The following is a 15820-nucleotide window of genomic DNA, read 5'->3' on the forward strand; positions in this document are numbered from 1 at the left end:
AGGTAGAATAAATGAAACCCTTTTCTTAGATATATGTATACTATTTGTTTTACATGTAAAGCTACTTGTTATACTTACGAATACCTGTAGCTAATCTTTGCATCCCATCCTTGACCATCGTCAAAGGACAAGCTAGATTAATTCGAATAAAATCATGGCCATTTCCACGATAAACACTACCAGCTGAAATAATCAGCCCAGTTTCTTGGCGAATGAACTCTGCTAATTCCTGTGAATCAGTACTGATCTTTTGCACATCGATCCACATCAAATATGTCGCATTGCCCGAAATGATTTGTACTTCAGGAATGTTTTTTTCAATAAAATTCTGCACATACGCAAAATTTTGCTTTAACTGTTTTTTCAAAGCATTAAGCCAATCATGGCCTTGCTCATAAGCCGCAATCGTTGCTGGAATCGCCAATAAATTAGGCTCGGCTACTTCATCACTATTTAAACCGCGACTAACCATATTCCGTAAGTTCTCATCAGGAACAATCGCCGTAGCAGCATGAAGAGCAGCAACATTAAAGGTTTTACTTGGAGACACTAGTGAAATCACACTATTTTGTGCTTCACCTGTTACAGAAAAGGCTGGCGTGTAATCTGGACCTTGTCTAACCAAATCACCATGGATCTCATCCGATAGCAATGTTACATGGTATTGGTGACAAAGATCCGCAATTTTTTGTACTTCTTCAGTAGTCCAAACTTTTCCTACTGGATTATGTGGGTTACAAAAAATCATCAAAGTCGTTAGCGGCTCAGCTAATTTTTGTTCCAAGTCAGCCCAGTCAATTGAATAACTTTTACCATCGAAAGCTAAATCACTCGACAAAACATGGCGCCCATTATTCAAAATGGAATTATAAAAAATATTATAAACTGGCTCTTGTACTAAAACATTATCACCAATATGTGAAATGCGGCGTACAATTGATGAAATAGCAGGGACTACTCCAGTAGTAAAAATCATCCAATTTGTTTGTGGCCGATGATTATGTTCTGTTTCATACCAATCAGCGACAGCATTAAAATAATCTGCTTGTGGGAACTCATAACCAAATGCACCTAATGTCAATTTTTGTTGCATTGCCTCGATAATTTCAGGTGCCGTCTTAAAGTCCATATCGGCAATCCACATTGGTAATTCACCAGACTTCACATCCCACTTTACTGAATCAGTCTTTGACCTATCTGGTGCATTTTCAAAATCATATTGCATATATCTCACTAATCCTTTGGTGTTTGGTTCGTATCAGAATGAACAATTTTTGTACCTATTTTCGGACAATCAAGCTCGGTTTTAGATGGATCTACCTTATCTGGATCGATAATCAAAGTACCAATCTCAGGTACCGTAATTTTACCAGAAATTGGGTTTTTAATACTATCAATCTTTGTATTAAGCTCCACATCTAAATTAGAAACATATTCAAAAGCTAAATCTGTATGAATCAAGGAACCATTCTTAATCTCCAGGTGATCAATGTAGTTCAAGCCCTGATCACTTTCAATTTTACAATTAATTAACGTAATGTTGTTAGTATTCCAAGCTAAATATTCACCATCAATAATTGAATCGTAAATAGTGACATTATTGCAATTCCAAAAAGCATCTTTAGAGATAAAAGTTGAATTATGAACTTCAATGTTTTCTGCACCATCAAAAACATAATTTCCCACAACGGAAACGTGATCAAGATAAATATTCTGGCTATCTTTACCAAAATAATCACCATTAATTTGAGAATTGGTAATCTTAATATCATTACAAGTCCACATTGTTTCTTCTGCGTTAGCAAAATGAACATTATCTAAAATAATATGACTTGTCCTTCTGAATAATTTAGGTGCCTGTAAAGCACTATTTTTAATTGAAATATTCTTGGTATACCAAATTCCAGACCGTGACATAGTTTCAAACGTGGTATTTTCAACTTTCACATTTTCATCATACCAAAGTGGATATTTCCATTTAAAAATTGAATTCTTTAATCTGATATTTTTAGCTTCTTTTAAGGGAGATTCACCACTGCCAAATGTAATACCATCAAGGATTGCATCAGTTAATCCATAAAGAATTCTTTCACCTGCAAAATATTTATTCTTATATTCAATCATTATGCTTCACCTTTTCGCTGATTATCTAAAGTAAGTTTTAAGTTAGTATTTATTATATGATTTCCTTCCTATAATGTTTAATACTTATTTTTATGGGTAATGCATAACATAAATTTATAATGCGAATCGAGATTTCGGTTAAACTTCGGTCAAACGGATATCTTAACAAAACAAAAAACCGCTCTAGAACAACATCTAGAACGGTTATCTATGGAGATGAGGGGAATTGAACCCCTGTCCAAACGCATCTCGTCACTGACCTCTACGATCATAGTTATATTACTTGAACTTCACTAGCTCAAAACGCCATATAACAGGGCTAAGATGGGCTAGCTAACCTGTTAAGACTCTTTTTAACTATTCAGGTGAGGTAGTTAAACGTAACTCGCTAAAGTTGATACTCGGTGTCAGCCACGAGTAAACCGACAAGGAGCAACACATGCGCTTAAATTAAGCAGCTAATGCGTAAGAATTTTTGTTATTTGCAGTTATATTTAACTGTAACGTTTTTACGTAGTCGTAACCTACGAACCGCAGTCAATGCGGGTCTACGCCTGTCGAATCCCAAAACATCCCCTTGAGATACTTATTCATTATAGCATAGACACACATTACATGCGATAAAAATGCTTAATCAATATTAGTCAAACGTACCACATCACGTTCAATCATCAATTCTTCATTAGTTGGTATAACCATTCCTGCAACTTTGGAATCTGTTTTTGTGATTAGTCCTTCACTAACACTTTCATTAGCTTCATTATCTACAACAACACCCATATATGCGAAAGCGTCAAGAACCGCTTTTCTCACACCAGTATCATGTTCACCAATACCAGCAGTAAAGATAATTGCATCAACGCCGCCCATTTCGGCAATATAAGCACCAACGTAGCGAATAATACGATTAATGAAAATTTTTCTTGCTAACTTAGCCCGTTCGCTATCACTTTCACGCACATCGCGCATATCTGGTGAAATTCCTGACAAGCCCAACAAACCAGACTTATTATTCATGATATAAATCATTTCATCCATCGACTTATGCTCTACCTTCATTAGATGTTGCACGAGTGAAGGATCGATATCACCGGTTCTAGTAGCCATTGTAATTCCGGCAATTGGACTAAAGCCCATTGAGGTATCGTAAGACTTGCCATCCTTAACTGCAGTAATTGATGCGCCTGATCCCAAGTGACAGATGACTAACTTTAAGTCTTTTAAATCTTTACCTAATAATTTAGCAGCACGCGGTGCTGTATAGCGAATTGAAGTACCATGAGCACCATATTTACGTACACCATATTTTTCATAATATTCATAAGGAAGTGAATACAAATAATGTACTGGATCAAGATTACGGTGATAAGTAGTATCATAAACCGCAACTTCTGGCACATTTGGTAAAACATTCATAAAAGCTTCAATTCCGCGAGCCTCAGCAGGATTGTGAAGCGGAGCATAATCTGACAATTCGTAGATCTTAGGCAGATTTTCCTTAGTAATAATAGTAGAATCCTTAAAGTACTCTCCACCATTAACAACACGATGTCCTACACCGACAATTTCAGTTAGTTCTTCAACAACATGGTATCCTTTTAAAAACTTGATCAATAAGCTAACTGCAGCTTCTTGATCTGGGATTTCAGTTTTTTCAACGTGCTTAGTACCATCAGCTAACTTAATCTCAAATGATGAATTTTCAAGACCTACACGATCAGCCATTCCTTTGGCAAGAACCTTTTCATCTGGTAATGAGAATAATTTGTACTTAAAAGATGAACTACCAGAGTTAATTGCCAAAACTTTTTTCATAAAAATTAATTCCTCTTCTTTCAAAAAAATAAGTGCTTTATCAATTAATGGTTAATCTTTGCATACCACTCGTTAAGTTTAACATTAAATTGAATTAAAGCCTCTTCTTTTTTCAAGGAACCGAGTTTGGTAAGTAAAACTTCGCTTGCTTTAGCCTCATCACCGTGATTTTGGAAAACTAAAACCGATTTTTGATTAAACTTGTTCTTAAACATATCATCTGGCAATTCTACAATTGCCTTCAAGTAAACTTTCTTAGTTAACCATGGCATAAAATCAGCGCCAATCTTGCCTGACAAAATAGACTTAGGAACTACCAAAAAGGCATAGCCATTAGGCTTTAAATTATTAATAATTTGTTCGATTAACAACAAATGAGCAAAAGAATGACCTTTCTTAGCCTGATTTTCAAAATTCTTGGCATTCTCATCAACTGGATAATAGCCTACAGGTAAATCACTTACAATTGCATCAGCGTTAGGACACATCCAAGGCATTAAAGCGTCTTGATGATATAACTCAATGTCAATATTATTCAGATGCGCAGCCACATCTGTCAAACTTAACATATCTTCATCGTTATCAATCCCTACCAATTGATAATTATCCTTAGAATGATTGAGTGCCTTAAGTTGAGAAATAATTGAAAACAACAAATTCCCTGTACCCACAGCAGGATCAACGATTTCCATCTTTTGATCTTTTAATAATTTATGCATCAACATTGCTACTACTGTAGCAATTGCAGGTGGAGTAGGCATTTGGTTAACATCAAAGCCATCATCATTAACTGCCTTTAAAGTTAGAAAAGTAAAGACTTGAGCCTTTTCTTTTTGGCTAATTTCGTCATAATCTATTGCTTGATACTTTTGACTTAATTCAGCCACTGTTTTTTCATCCGGTGCACCATTTTCAACCTTAATCTTGCCACTTTCTAAGTTATCAAAAGTCTCTACTAAGGCTTCTGTAAATGAAACATTTAATGCAGTTTGCAAAGTTTGCACACAGTCTAAAAACTGATTAAAAAGTTTTTCAAAATTTTCCATAGCGGTCCCTCCATACCTTAATTATTTTATAGAAAGGGATAAAGAGGTGCAAGGAAAGTCAATCATCCGTTAAGCATTCGATAATTAGGAGATTGTTCTCCATGCTAGCATGATAAATATCTTGATACATTTTGATAAACAAAAGCGTGGTCATTAAAACTAATACACTACTTAGTAAGGCACTGCCTTTTACGTTATGCGTCTTTTTCTTTGGTTTTAGCATTTTTCTTTTCCTGTTCCTCATCAAGCTGAAAAACTAAATCTGATGCACCCTTATTTTTCTCTGTTACCCTAATAATGATGCTATCTTTAGTGGTTTTAAAAGCAGCCTTTTCAACGTTAAATAATAACGGCATATAGCCTTTCCCTGCACCAGATACTTTAAGTACGTTCTTTTTATAGTATTCAATTCGGTAAGTAGTTGCATCGCCTTTTTGATCGATGCACTTAAAGGAAGCACTATTACTTATAGCTAATTTAGTTACTGGATACACTGCCTTAATTTTGTCAGCCCGCATAAAATTTTCTAGCTGTACATAAGCATAGGCTACTTCATTGACATGCTGATTTTGATTCAAGTTTGCTTTTTTAACACTCAACAATAAATTTTGTAAAATTAGTAGCACCATCATAGTAATAAAAAGCGAAAACATTGCTTCAGCTAACATAAAACCTTTACTCTTTGACCGCAAAAGTTTGTTTAGTCGTTGCATCCCAAACATGATTACGTCCTGCCTTTTGATAAATTCGATCGTGAACTGTTACTTGCTCCAGGTCAGTTTTAGTCAGTATATGGTAAGCATAAGCACGATCTGTTTTTAATTCCATCTCACGACCATTTTTCTGATTTTCAGCTACAGTTATATAAAAGCAACTAACAGCAATCACAGCAATTATAATTGCTATAAAGCTCTCAATTACTAGAAATCCTTTAACTTTTATCATTCCGCTACTCTCCCCCACAGCATTTGATATTTCAGGCTTTTTTCCATTCCGTAGCCACTAAAAGTCACCGTACCTGGTTTAGAATAACCAGTCAGGTTGAATTTAAAATGATCCAAGCCAGTAATTTTGATATTTTGATCAACTGGAATACTTTTGTGATATTTTCCGCCAGAGAATAAAATTTGATTGGATCTAGCTAGATATGATACGCCAATAGTAACCTCCTTGATCGTACTGTACCTCGAAGTTTGATCAAGTGCCGTCGTAACTCTTTTAACAGTATTATCAAAAATCAGTTTTTCTTGATATCTTTTTAACTGCAAACTACCAATCAACAAAATGCCACAGCAAACACCAAGTGTAATTATTACTTCTAGTAGGGAAAAGCCGGCTAATTTATTTCTTTTCAACAACTTCGCCACTGTCTAACGTGAAATTCTTTTTAGCTTTAGTAATTTGATCACCAGTTAAGTAATCGTCCTTTTTTAGATCTTCAAAATCTTTAGGTTCACCATATTTATCCTTATATAACTCAACTTGCGTTTGCACAGTAGTCCTAAATGCATCCGCAGTTTTAGTTTCAGCATTCTTCTTTTGATTAATCAAATTAGGCACAATTAGCAAAATCAAAATCACGATAATGGCAATTACCACAACCATTTCAATCAAAGTAAAACCCTCTTGCTTGCGGCGCTTAGCCATAATGTTTGCTAAATACTTCTTCATCTTCTCTTTCATTTTTAACTTAATCCTCTTCTTCACTCTATTTTTTTACTTTTATCTTTAACGTCACTTTTTCTATAGTCCTTGCATCATTGAATACATTGGTAATAACAGCTTCAAATACATTCCAATAATGCATAAGCCAATTAAAATAAAACAAGCTGGTTGAACATTGACGACTAATTTCTCAATTTTTTCAGTTAAATCCAAAAATAGGCTACGTCCTAATAACAAACAGCGCTTACTCAAGCTCTTTCGCTCAGAGCCAGTCTGCAATAAAACTAATAAACTATTAGGCAAAAAATCCTCTGCATTAATAATTTCTTCTAAATTTTTTCCTTCAGCTAAATCGTGCCCTATCTTTTGTCCCAGTGCTTGCTGCAATGAACCTTTCTCTTGATCTGCCGCATATTCGCACATTCGCTGCAATGAAAAGCCACTAGCTAGCAGCAGTCCAATGTCATAAACCAACAAATAATGAATATACAGCATAACTACCTGCCCAATTAACGGATATTTACTCAGTTTTTTCATTGATGAATAATCCTGTTTATTGAGCAAAGTAACGATCTTAGCAAAAAAATATAAGCCCAGCAATACAATAATGATCAGACCAATCATGACCATATCTCCTGAATGATCACTGCTATCGCTGAATTGTGTCGAAATAAACGATTGCATAAAGACCAGTAAAATCACCATCATTATCGCTAAAACCAACGGATAAGATAATTCAGCCCGCAGTTTTTTCATCTGCTCCTGTTTTAGTCGATTCAACGTTGCTAAATGCTGCAAACATTCAACTAGGTTTCCTTGCTGTAAAGCCAAATTAACCTGAGTTACTGTCGTTTTAGAAAAGCCTAGTTTAAGCAGTTCAGTACTAAAACTTGCTCCTTCTTTCATGCGACTAGCCATTCTTTCCATCAACTGACGCCTTTTTGGCCACAATGCCGGCATTAATTCAATTGAATTGAGCAAAGAAAAACCATTATCTAAACTATGTTTTAAATAATCCAAAAAGGCCAATTGTTCTTCGCCATTTAACTTATCCTTTTTGGAATTGCCAATATACTTCATGATTAATTTCTCCTCCTTTCCACAAACGCTCTAGATTTTCCTGCCAATTAACGAATTCACCACGAACCGATTTGCCTAGCTCTTTTTTTAGCAAAGAATCTGCCGCAATATCCATCAAGCACTTTAATTTTCCTTGACTGACTAATAATCGCTGATACGACACTGCAGTTAGACAATTTGTCAGTTCGTCACACCTAATACCTAATCCCTCTAGTCGAGAAATAGTCTGCAAAGTACTTTTAGCATGAACTGTCGCAAAAACCAGGTGTCCACTTAAAGCTGCATCAACTGCTAAACGTGCTGTTCCTTGATCACGAATTTCTCCAATAATTAAAATATCTGGACGATGCCGTAATGCCGCCTTTAACAGGTTTTGGTAATCAATTCCCGCTTCGTTATTGACTTGTGCTTGCAAAAAAGAAGACTCATGAATTTCAACAGGATCCTCGATTGTCATTACTACTTTGTTTTGGCTCATTTTCTTAGCAATTTCATACATTGTCGTTGTCTTGCCCGAGCCAGTTGGACCACTAGTAATAATCAATCCGCGACTCTTAGCCAGCTCTTCAATTGTTCCCAGCTGCTCTGGAATAAAATATTGACTATGGTCAATCCCATAGATGACTCGAATAACCAGTGACTCTTGATCGGAAAAATCTCCTAAGCTAGATAAACGCAAGAAATATTCATGTCCTTCATTCTCATATGTCATTGCGCCAACCTGCGGGCGACGATGTTCTGCAATATCCATCTGAGCACTGTACTTAAAAAAATTGATAATTTCCTTTCCCGTCTCCAAAGTAAAACCTGCATATTCAATTAGACCCTTACCGGTCCGAAATTTAACCATCAAGTTTTCTTTTTTCGGGAAAAAGAAAATATCACTTGCTTTAACTTTAATTGCCTCAATCAATAATTTACTGACAATTTCTTTGATCTTCATAAAAATCCTCCTTTTTTGCCTCACATTATTTATTACGCAAAAAAAGTCGATTTTTTTGTGAGAAATTGAAAAAAACACAAAAAATTTTCTCAACTCTAAAAAACGTTGATCTAACAGCATTTCAAGATTAAAAAATCATTAAAAAAGTACACACAAAAAAATAGCTTAGCCATTGGCTAAGCTATTTCATCATTAACTAATTAATCTTCATCAGCCGCTGCAGTATAAACATTTTGAACATCGTCACTATCTTCAAGAGCATCAACTAAATGTTCAAATTGTTCCTTCTTATCTGCTGGAACTGGAGTGGTGTTTTGTGGAATCATAGTTAATTCAGCATCTGCTAGTTTGTAACCATCCTTAATTAAGGCGTCACGTACACCTGCAAATTGCTTTGGATCAGTGTAGATTTCGTATGCATCATCACTAGTTTGAAGATCGTCACCACCAGCATCCATAACATCAAGTAATACTTGATCTTCATCAGCATCAGTAGTTGAACGATCAATTACAATGTAGCCTTTACGGTCAAACATGTAAGCAACTGAACCAGTAGCACCAAGTGAACCACCGTTACGAGTGAAAGCAACACGAACGTCTGAAGCTGTACGATTCTTGTTATCAGTCAAAGCTTCAACAAAGACTGCAACACCACCTGGAGCGTAACCTTCGTAAGTGATTTCGTCGTAGTGTTCTTCTGAACCACCTTCGGCCTTCTTGATGGCACGCTTGATGTTATCCTTAGGCATGTTGTTTGAACGTGCCTTATCAATTACCATACGTAATGTAGGATTCCCATCAGGATCAGGACCACCACTCTTTGCAGCCATATAAATTTCACGAGATAACTTTTGGAAAATTTTACCTCTCTTTGCGTCTTGCGCATTCTTGCGGCCTTGAATATTGTGCCATTTTGAATGTCCTGACATAAGGATCCTTCTTTCTTTTTTCTAATATTAATTAACGTTATTATCTTAACTCACAGTACTTTAAAATTCAATGGTGTCAACCATTTAAACTTGTTTTTTCTGGTCAAAAAATCTGTGTTTAATAAACAATACTAGCATTATCAGCAAAATTGCCGTTAATGCCCCTGCTCCATCAAGCATTACATCGTGCACGCTCGGTGTTCTATCACCTGTTAAAAATTGATGATATTCATCAAACGCAGCAAATGCAATTGCCATAAACCAAGTTAAAACTGGTGCTACCCATTTGATTTTGAAAATTCTTCTTAATCCTAAATAGCCAAAACCACCTAGTAAAAAATAAGAACCAAAGTGAGCCATTTTACGTAAAACAAATTGGGCCAGCCCTGCTCGACCATCAACTTGCACATTGTGAATACGACCACCGTAAGTAAAATCCCAGCCAGCAACGATATTCTCTAACCAGCCAAAATAACGGTTAATTTTATTGTCATGAATTTCCTGCTGTTGATAAGTCATTGAACTAGAAATGAACAATGCAACTAGCACCAATAAAGCAAGCAGTAAAAAGATTTTTTCTCGTTTAGTAAAATGAAATTTATCCATTGCTATTTCTTCTCTCTTTTTTACTTCTTACTTTAACAAAAAAAAGGGTTAAACTTGACCCGTTTTATAAATTATTTAACTTTGCTTAATGCTTCATCAATTGGTGTGTCCCCATCATGCATAATAATTACTTGATGAATCGTATTATCATACTTTAGGCTATCAACCAATACCTGAGCAACATCATCAATCGAATTTTCTCCACCTTCTGGAGTAAATGATGTCTTACCCGTTGCTGGCTTCTCCATTAAGTTACCTGGTTGAATGATCGTATAATCCAAATTAGTATTATGAATTAACCATTCATCGGAAAAGTACTTAGCAATATCATAATCAATAATGCTTGCAAGAGAAGGAATTTCTGCCCACTTGTCTTGGTCAAGCGCAAAGGCGGAGCTTAGTTGAACGTAACGCTTAACGCCATTAGCTTCAGCAGCCTTCATCAGCTTAACTGCGCCATTTAAGTCAGTTTGCAATAAGTCCTTTCCACGAGAACCTGCTACAAAAATCACTGCATCTGGGTGACCAATTTCATCCTCAATCTTTGCCAATGAATCATGAAAATCTAAATGTTGAACAGTCACATGTTCTGGATCGACGACTTCTACAGCATTTTCACGTCTAGCTGCAGCAATTACATCGTATCCTTCATCAACTAATCTTTTAATGACAGCCTTACCAACACGACCTGTTGCACCTGCTACAAGTACTTGCATAATCAATTTCTCCTATTCATTGTGAAGTTTACCAACTAGCCTTCTTAACACCTGGAAGTTGACCTTGATGAGCCAATTCTCTCATGCATTCTCTGCATAAACCAAACTTCCGATAAACTGAATGTGGTCGCCCGCAGCGTTCACAACGGGTGTACTCTCTAGTTGAATATTTTGCTTTTTGCTTATTACGAATAATTTGTGATGTTTTTGCCATATTAAACCTCTATCTACGTCTTTCTATTCTTTGAGGTGCCGGCTTCTTATCTCTAGTTAATAATCCCAACGCCAAAATAATAATTCCAATTGCCATTACTTGTCCAGTCATACGTTTTTCTTCCTTTCAATTTGCTTTATTAGTCTCTTACTTTTCGTCAGTAGTTATTATACCACTTACATTTAATAAGTGAAGCATTTTTATCAAAAAAATAGAAAGCGTTTAACACTAGTCATCAACACATATAATAGTTAGAATCTATTTAGATACTTTCACAATGAGGAGAAAAAATGAACGAAAAGTGTAAAAACAAATCGCCAGCCTTCTTATTCTTTTAAGAGAGTAAAAGTTTTTAAAGAGAAGGATGAGAATTAATTGGACGATTTAACTTCAACAAATAAAATGAAGACCATCACTTGGCCTGTTTTGACCCTAATGGCTTTATGTACAGTTATCGGTTTAGACGATATCATGTACAACTTTCAAAACCAAGGGATGCCTGTTATCACCTCTTGGATTATCATGTGTTTACTTTATGTCACACCTTATTCACTAATGGTAGGGCAACTAGGTTCTACTTTTGATAAAGAAGGCGGCGGACTTTCTTCATGGGTACGTGGTACTGACGGTGAATTCTTAGGTTACTTCACGGCTTGGACTTATTGGGCTGCTTCCATTCCTTATGCAGTTGACTCTGCCAATGAAATTATCGTTGACTTGGGTTGGGCTGTAACTGGAACTAAAGACTTCCAAGATAAGATCCCAACTTCATTGTTTGCAATTTTAACCTTTGTAGTGTTTATTGTCTTTATCATTGTCGAACACCACTTTTCTAACTCAATGGAATTTCTTTCCACGATTGGTGGTGGTTTGATGATCATCATGGTTGTCTTGTTCGTTGTCTTGGCATTCTTTGGTTTAATTAAATCAGGCGGTCACATGGCAACTAAGAATTTCGGTTTGCATTCGATCATTCCTAACTTCAACTTGCACTACTGGTCAACAGTTGGTATGTTGATTTACGCCATGAATGGTTGTGAATTGGTTGCACCTTACGTAACCAAGATGAAAAAACCTAAAACTGATTTTCCTAAAGCCATGATTGCTTTAGCATTAATGACCGCGTTTTTAACAATCTTAGGTTCATTTGCCCTAGGTATCTACTTCGATGCCAACCATATTCCTAATGACTTGAAGATGAATGGTGCTTACTACCTCTTCGATATGTTAGGTAAACAATTCGGCATGGGCCACTTCTTGCTTTACTTCTGGGCTTGGACATCATTGTTCTTCAACTGTGCTTTGGTTGCCGTCTTACTTGACGCAATGACCAGAATGTTGATTTCAGATACTGGCGACAAGTACATGCCTAAATTCTTGCGCAAAAAAGACAAGAACGGCTTACCAGTTAACGGTTATATCCTAACCGTTGCTCTTTCATCATTCATTATGATCTTAGGTATTTTCTTACCTGATATGAATGATATTTTCAATTGGTTATTAAACCTTAACTCAATCATTTCACCAGGTGTTACTTGCTGGATCTTCTACTCATTTATGAGAATTAGAAAGAATTCCAAGAAGTTTCCATCACAATATGTTTATATTAAAAACGATAAGTTAGCTTGGCTTGTCGGTTTACTATTACTATTAGTCACTGCTGCTGCAACTATCCTTGGCTTTGCACCACAAGATGTTAAGCAAGGAACTGGCCTATGGTGGTATGAATTGATCATTAACATCGTTGCCGTAGTTGTCTTAATTGGTTTGGGTGCTATCTTACCAGGCATTAGACGTCGTGAAGTTGAATACGGTGTTGCTTTTGATAAAGCTCAATGGATTTGGATGGGAATCTTGATTATTGGATCTATCATTTTAGACATTTGGCTAGGTAGTACAAAATTACCGATGAGAATTGCATTGATTGTTATTGAAGCAGTTGTTGCTTTGATTTTGACTTGGTTAGTTGGTCGAAGAAAGCCAGCTAATGCTACGAAATAATAAATTATTCTATTCAAAAAGGAAGGCACGCACCTTCCTTTTTCTTATACATATTTTTTCAAAAATTCACTTACACGACGTTGATATTCTCTAGGGTATGTCTCAAAAGAACGAGCATGTTTTGCCTTTTTAGCAATCCACAACTGTTTTGGTCCTTTAGCTGCCTTGTAGTTTGCATAAACCATTTTCGTCGGCACAAACGGATCTTTCCCACCATGAATAAACAACATTGGCTTATTGTTTTTCTCGACAGAATTAACCGCCGAAGCATCCCCTAAATAAAAGCCTAGATTTGCTTTAGCAATAACACTCAATCCATTCACAAAAAATGGACCAACTGGACCGGGCAAATGATAAATATCCTTAGCTTCATGCAAAAATTCATCCTTAACACTAGTATAGCCACAATCTTCAATATAAGCCTTAACCTGGCTCGGCATCTTAATACCACTTGCCATCATCGTCGTGGCTCCACCCATGCTGACACCGAAGATGACAATCTTCTGCTTTTTGCCTTCCTCAGCAATCAACTTTCTCACCCATTTACGCACATCATACTTTTCAGGCCAACCATAGCCAATATATTTTCCCTGACTTTGCCCATGTGCACGCGCGTCTGGCATCAACACGTTATAACCCATTTGATGGAACATTGCTGCATATGGTCCCATCGTATCCTTGTTATTGGTAAAGCCGTGCAACAAAACAACCGTCTTATCAGAATTTTTCTTCGGAATATAATTTGCATCTAGCCGATAATCACCAGTATTAGACTTAATATACCATCTCTGTTTTTTAGCATCTTCATACCAGCGCTTCTTCTCCGCTAACGGATCTTTTTTATTTTTACTCGAGTATTTATTCAAAACAGCTTTTTTACCAGGCACAAAGGCCACATTGAAAAAATATGCTTCTCCTACTCCAATGAACGCAACTAATACAGCAACGATAATTCCAATCGTCACCCAAAATCTCTTTCTGTGTTTTCTATTCAAAATGTCAACTCCTATATAAAACAGATAGAATTAATTATACGCTTTTAAATTTTATATGGTATATTGACATTTTTATCAAAATATTGCTCAGCCCTGTACACAAAACTTCTAATTTTAGAATAAAAAGATGATGAGATCTGCTGTCTCATCATCTTTTTAACTAGTATAGCTTTAGTCTAAATCTTCACCATTTGAAGCAATAACTTTCTTGTACCAGTAGTAAGAATCCTTTGGCATTCTATCTAAAGTACCTTTACCTTCATCATCACGATCAACATAGATAAAACCGTAACGCTTAGACATTTGACCGGTACCAGCTGATACTTCATCAATACAGCCCCAAGTAGTGTAGGCACGGACATCAACGCCATCTTCGATCGCACGATTCATTGCCTTAATGTGCATTCTAAGGTAATCAATGCGGTAATCGTCATGAATCTTACCATCATCACTAATCTTATCAACGGCACCTAGACCATTTTCAACTACCATCATTGGGATTTCGTAACGGTCATACATAACTTCAAGGTAGTATTGCAAGCCATCTGGATCAGTTGCCCAACCCCATTCTGAATACTTAAGGTATGGATTCTTAGCACCAGCGGCGAAGTTACCGCCAACCTTATCTTTTACTTCATGAGTTGTGATAACGTTGCTCATGTAGTAAGAAAAGGTGTACATATCAACTTTACCTTCCAACATATCCTTCTTATCTTGCTCAGTAATGTCTAAGTGAACATTGTGTTCTTTCCAAAGACGCTTAGCAAATGTTGGATATTTACCCTTGCATTGTGCATCCCCACAGTAGAAAATATTTTGTTCCCACATATGGCGGTTAGCCAAAATATCCTTTGGATCTGGGGTTAATGGGTAATCAACGATCCCACAAATCATATTCCCTACCACATAATCAGGATCAATTTCATGAGCCAACTTAACTGCCCGAGCACTAGCTACGAATTGATAGTGCAATTTCTGATATGCATGTTGGTATGCCTTATCATCAGTCACATTATTGCCAAAAGCACTAAGCATCAACAGGGTTGAATTGATTTCGTTAAAAGTAAGCCAGTACTTAACTAATCCCTTGTATTCTTCAAACAAAGTCTTAGCATATTTCACATACATATCGATCATTTTACGATCTTGCCAGTCATGATATTTTTCACTGAGGTAAAGTGGATCTTCATAGTGAGAAATAGTAACTAAAGGTTCAATATCATATTTTTTACATTCTTCAAATACTCTGCGATAAAAGTCAAGTCCAGCTTGATTTGGCTTTTCCTCATCACCCTTAGGGAAGATCCGAGTCCAAGCAATTGATAAACGGAAGGTTTTGAAACCCATGTCCGCAAACATCTTAATATCATCTTTGTAATGGTGATAAAAATCAATCGCTACATGGTTAGGATAATATTCATTAGGATCAATTGCACCAACTGCCCCTTCAGGAAGTCCCGCACCTGGAACTCCTGGTGTTTTTTCTAACTTACCATTTAACTTGTAAGTCAACATTCTAGGTGCATCTAAGCTACCTGCAGTAGTAATATCTGTTACTGATAGGCCTTTACCATCTTCATCATATGCACCTTCGATTTGGTTAGCGGCAGTTGCTCCGCCCCATAAAAAGTTCTTTGGAAATGACATTATGATTCTCCTTTTTTGAAAGCATTTACATTAATTATA

At 36.3% G+C, this 15820-nt stretch carries 17 protein-coding genes and 1 other RNA gene; 1 reads left to right on the forward strand and 17 read right to left on the reverse strand.

From position 1 onward, the window contains the following. Positions 1–61: 61 nt before the first annotated feature. The 15 genes from CP366_RS00220 to CP366_RS00290 all read right to left on the reverse strand — a co-directional run bounded on the left by CP366_RS00220 (position 62) and on the right by CP366_RS00290 (position 11138). The gene (locus tag CP366_RS00220; protein WP_089147786.1) at positions 62–1225 is read right to left on the reverse strand and encodes a MalY/PatB family protein; all 1164 of its coding nucleotides are present in this window, start codon (positions 1223–1225) and stop codon (positions 62–64) included. Positions 1226–1233: 8 nt separating this feature from the next. After that, the gene (locus tag CP366_RS00225) at positions 1234–2124 is read right to left on the reverse strand and encodes a DUF3737 family protein (protein ID WP_089147785.1); all 891 of its coding nucleotides are present in this window, start codon (positions 2122–2124) and stop codon (positions 1234–1236) included. A gap of 208 nt (positions 2125–2332) precedes the next feature. Next, positions 2333–2701, reverse strand: a transfer-messenger RNA (tmRNA) gene (ssrA, locus tag CP366_RS00230). A 53-nt stretch (positions 2702–2754) separates the two neighbouring features. Next, on the reverse strand, positions 2755–3939 hold the full coding sequence (locus CP366_RS00235; RefSeq protein WP_057726486.1) for an acetate/propionate family kinase: 1185 nt from the start codon (positions 3937–3939) through the stop codon (positions 2755–2757). A 44-nt stretch (positions 3940–3983) separates the two neighbouring features. Continuing rightward, positions 3984–4985 carry a class I SAM-dependent methyltransferase gene (locus CP366_RS00240; RefSeq protein WP_005718747.1) on the reverse strand — a complete coding sequence of 334 codons (1002 nt, stop codon included), beginning with the start codon at positions 4983–4985 and terminating at the stop codon, positions 3984–3986. A gap of 194 nt (positions 4986–5179) precedes the next feature. Further along, a complete protein-coding gene (locus CP366_RS00245) occupies positions 5180–5707 on the reverse strand; it encodes a ComGF family competence protein (protein ID WP_005727833.1) in 528 nt (175 codons plus the stop codon). Continuing rightward, positions 5661–5930: a hypothetical protein gene (locus CP366_RS00250; protein WP_005728527.1), complete on the reverse strand. Its 270-nt coding sequence runs from the start codon at positions 5928–5930 to the stop codon at positions 5661–5663. Before CP366_RS00250 ends, CP366_RS00245 begins: the two co-directional genes overlap by 47 nt. Further along, positions 5927–6352 (reverse strand): hypothetical protein, encoded by a 426-nt coding sequence (locus CP366_RS00255; RefSeq protein WP_005721476.1) that lies wholly within the window; start codon positions 6350–6352, stop codon positions 5927–5929. The genes CP366_RS00250 and CP366_RS00255 overlap by 4 nt, the downstream gene beginning before the upstream one ends. After that, on the reverse strand, positions 6327–6668 hold the full coding sequence (gene comGC / locus CP366_RS00260; protein ID WP_005721477.1) for a competence type IV pilus major pilin ComGC: 342 nt from the start codon (positions 6666–6668) through the stop codon (positions 6327–6329). The genes CP366_RS00255 and comGC overlap by 26 nt, the downstream gene beginning before the upstream one ends. A gap of 60 nt (positions 6669–6728) precedes the next feature. After that, positions 6729–7730, reverse strand: coding sequence for a type II secretion system F family protein (locus tag CP366_RS00265; RefSeq protein WP_057726482.1), 1002 nt, complete (start codon positions 7728–7730; stop codon positions 6729–6731). Continuing rightward, on the reverse strand, positions 7699–8673 hold the full coding sequence (gene comGA / locus CP366_RS00270) for a competence type IV pilus ATPase ComGA (protein ID WP_089147784.1): 975 nt from the start codon (positions 8671–8673) through the stop codon (positions 7699–7701). Before comGA ends, CP366_RS00265 begins: the two co-directional genes overlap by 32 nt. Positions 8674–8873: 200 nt before the next feature. Beyond that, positions 8874–9602: a YebC/PmpR family DNA-binding transcriptional regulator gene (locus CP366_RS00275; RefSeq protein WP_005718738.1), complete on the reverse strand. Its 729-nt coding sequence runs from the start codon at positions 9600–9602 to the stop codon at positions 8874–8876. Between the two features lie 84 nt (positions 9603–9686). Continuing rightward, positions 9687–10208: a VanZ family protein gene (locus CP366_RS00280; RefSeq protein ID WP_005722771.1), complete on the reverse strand. Its 522-nt coding sequence runs from the start codon at positions 10206–10208 to the stop codon at positions 9687–9689. A 71-nt stretch (positions 10209–10279) separates the two neighbouring features. Next, on the reverse strand, positions 10280–10924 hold the full coding sequence (locus tag CP366_RS00285; protein WP_023488033.1) for an SDR family oxidoreductase: 645 nt from the start codon (positions 10922–10924) through the stop codon (positions 10280–10282). 28 nt (positions 10925–10952) lie between these two features. Next, on the reverse strand, positions 10953–11138 hold the full coding sequence (locus CP366_RS00290; RefSeq protein WP_005718732.1) for a type Z 30S ribosomal protein S14: 186 nt from the start codon (positions 11136–11138) through the stop codon (positions 10953–10955). A gap of 375 nt (positions 11139–11513) precedes the next feature. Here CP366_RS00290 and CP366_RS00295 point away from each other — a divergent pair, with 375 nt between their 5' ends. Further along, a complete protein-coding gene (locus CP366_RS00295; RefSeq protein ID WP_065990262.1) occupies positions 11514–13139 on the forward strand; it encodes an APC family permease in 1626 nt (541 codons plus the stop codon). A 44-nt stretch (positions 13140–13183) separates the two neighbouring features. Here the strand turns inward: CP366_RS00295 and CP366_RS00300 are convergent, their stop codons facing one another. Both CP366_RS00300 and CP366_RS00305 read right to left on the reverse strand, forming a co-directional pair. Then, positions 13184–14134 (reverse strand): alpha/beta hydrolase, encoded by a 951-nt coding sequence (locus CP366_RS00300; RefSeq protein WP_089142997.1) that lies wholly within the window; start codon positions 14132–14134, stop codon positions 13184–13186. Positions 14135–14305: 171 nt separating this feature from the next. Beyond that, a complete protein-coding gene (locus CP366_RS00305) occupies positions 14306–15781 on the reverse strand; it encodes a glycoside hydrolase family 1 protein (RefSeq protein ID WP_089147783.1) in 1476 nt (491 codons plus the stop codon). Positions 15782–15820: the final 39 nt, after the last annotated feature.

The organism is Lactobacillus sp. UMNPBX15, from assembly GCF_002553785.1.
Lineage (GTDB): Bacteria > Bacillota > Bacilli > Lactobacillales > Lactobacillaceae > Lactobacillus > Lactobacillus crispatus.

Bases quoted from the DNA above. Each gene is read 5' to 3' on its own strand.
- CP366_RS00220 (WP_089147786.1), bottom strand. From the start codon at position 1,225: ATGCAATATGATTTTGAAAATGCACCAGATAGGTCAAAGACTGATTCA.
- CP366_RS00225 (WP_089147785.1), bottom strand. From the start codon at position 2,124: ATGATTGAATATAAGAATAAATATTTTGCAGGTGAAAGAATTCTTTAT.
- CP366_RS00235 (WP_057726486.1), bottom strand. From the start codon at position 3,939: ATGAAAAAAGTTTTGGCAATTAACTCTGGTAGTTCATCTTTTAAGTAC.
- CP366_RS00240 (WP_005718747.1), bottom strand. From the start codon at position 4,985: ATGGAAAATTTTGAAAAACTTTTTAATCAGTTTTTAGACTGTGTGCAA.
- CP366_RS00245 (WP_005727833.1), bottom strand. From the start codon at position 5,707: ATGTTTGGGATGCAACGACTAAACAAACTTTTGCGGTCAAAGAGTAAA.
- CP366_RS00250 (WP_005728527.1), bottom strand. From the start codon at position 5,930: ATGATAAAAGTTAAAGGATTTCTAGTAATTGAGAGCTTTATAGCAATT.
- comGC (WP_005721477.1), bottom strand. From the start codon at position 6,668: ATGAAAGAGAAGATGAAGAAGTATTTAGCAAACATTATGGCTAAGCGC.
- CP366_RS00265 (WP_057726482.1), bottom strand. From the start codon at position 7,730: ATGAAGTATATTGGCAATTCCAAAAAGGATAAGTTAAATGGCGAAGAA.
- comGA (WP_089147784.1), bottom strand. From the start codon at position 8,673: ATGAAGATCAAAGAAATTGTCAGTAAATTATTGATTGAGGCAATTAAA.
- CP366_RS00275 (WP_005718738.1), bottom strand. From the start codon at position 9,602: ATGTCAGGACATTCAAAATGGCACAATATTCAAGGCCGCAAGAATGCG.
- CP366_RS00280 (WP_005722771.1), bottom strand. From the start codon at position 10,208: ATGGATAAATTTCATTTTACTAAACGAGAAAAAATCTTTTTACTGCTT.
- CP366_RS00285 (WP_023488033.1), bottom strand. From the start codon at position 10,924: ATGCAAGTACTTGTAGCAGGTGCAACAGGTCGTGTTGGTAAGGCTGTC.
- CP366_RS00290 (WP_005718732.1), bottom strand. From the start codon at position 11,138: ATGGCAAAAACATCACAAATTATTCGTAATAAGCAAAAAGCAAAATAT.
- CP366_RS00305 (WP_089147783.1), bottom strand. From the start codon at position 15,781: ATGTCATTTCCAAAGAACTTTTTATGGGGCGGAGCAACTGCCGCTAAC.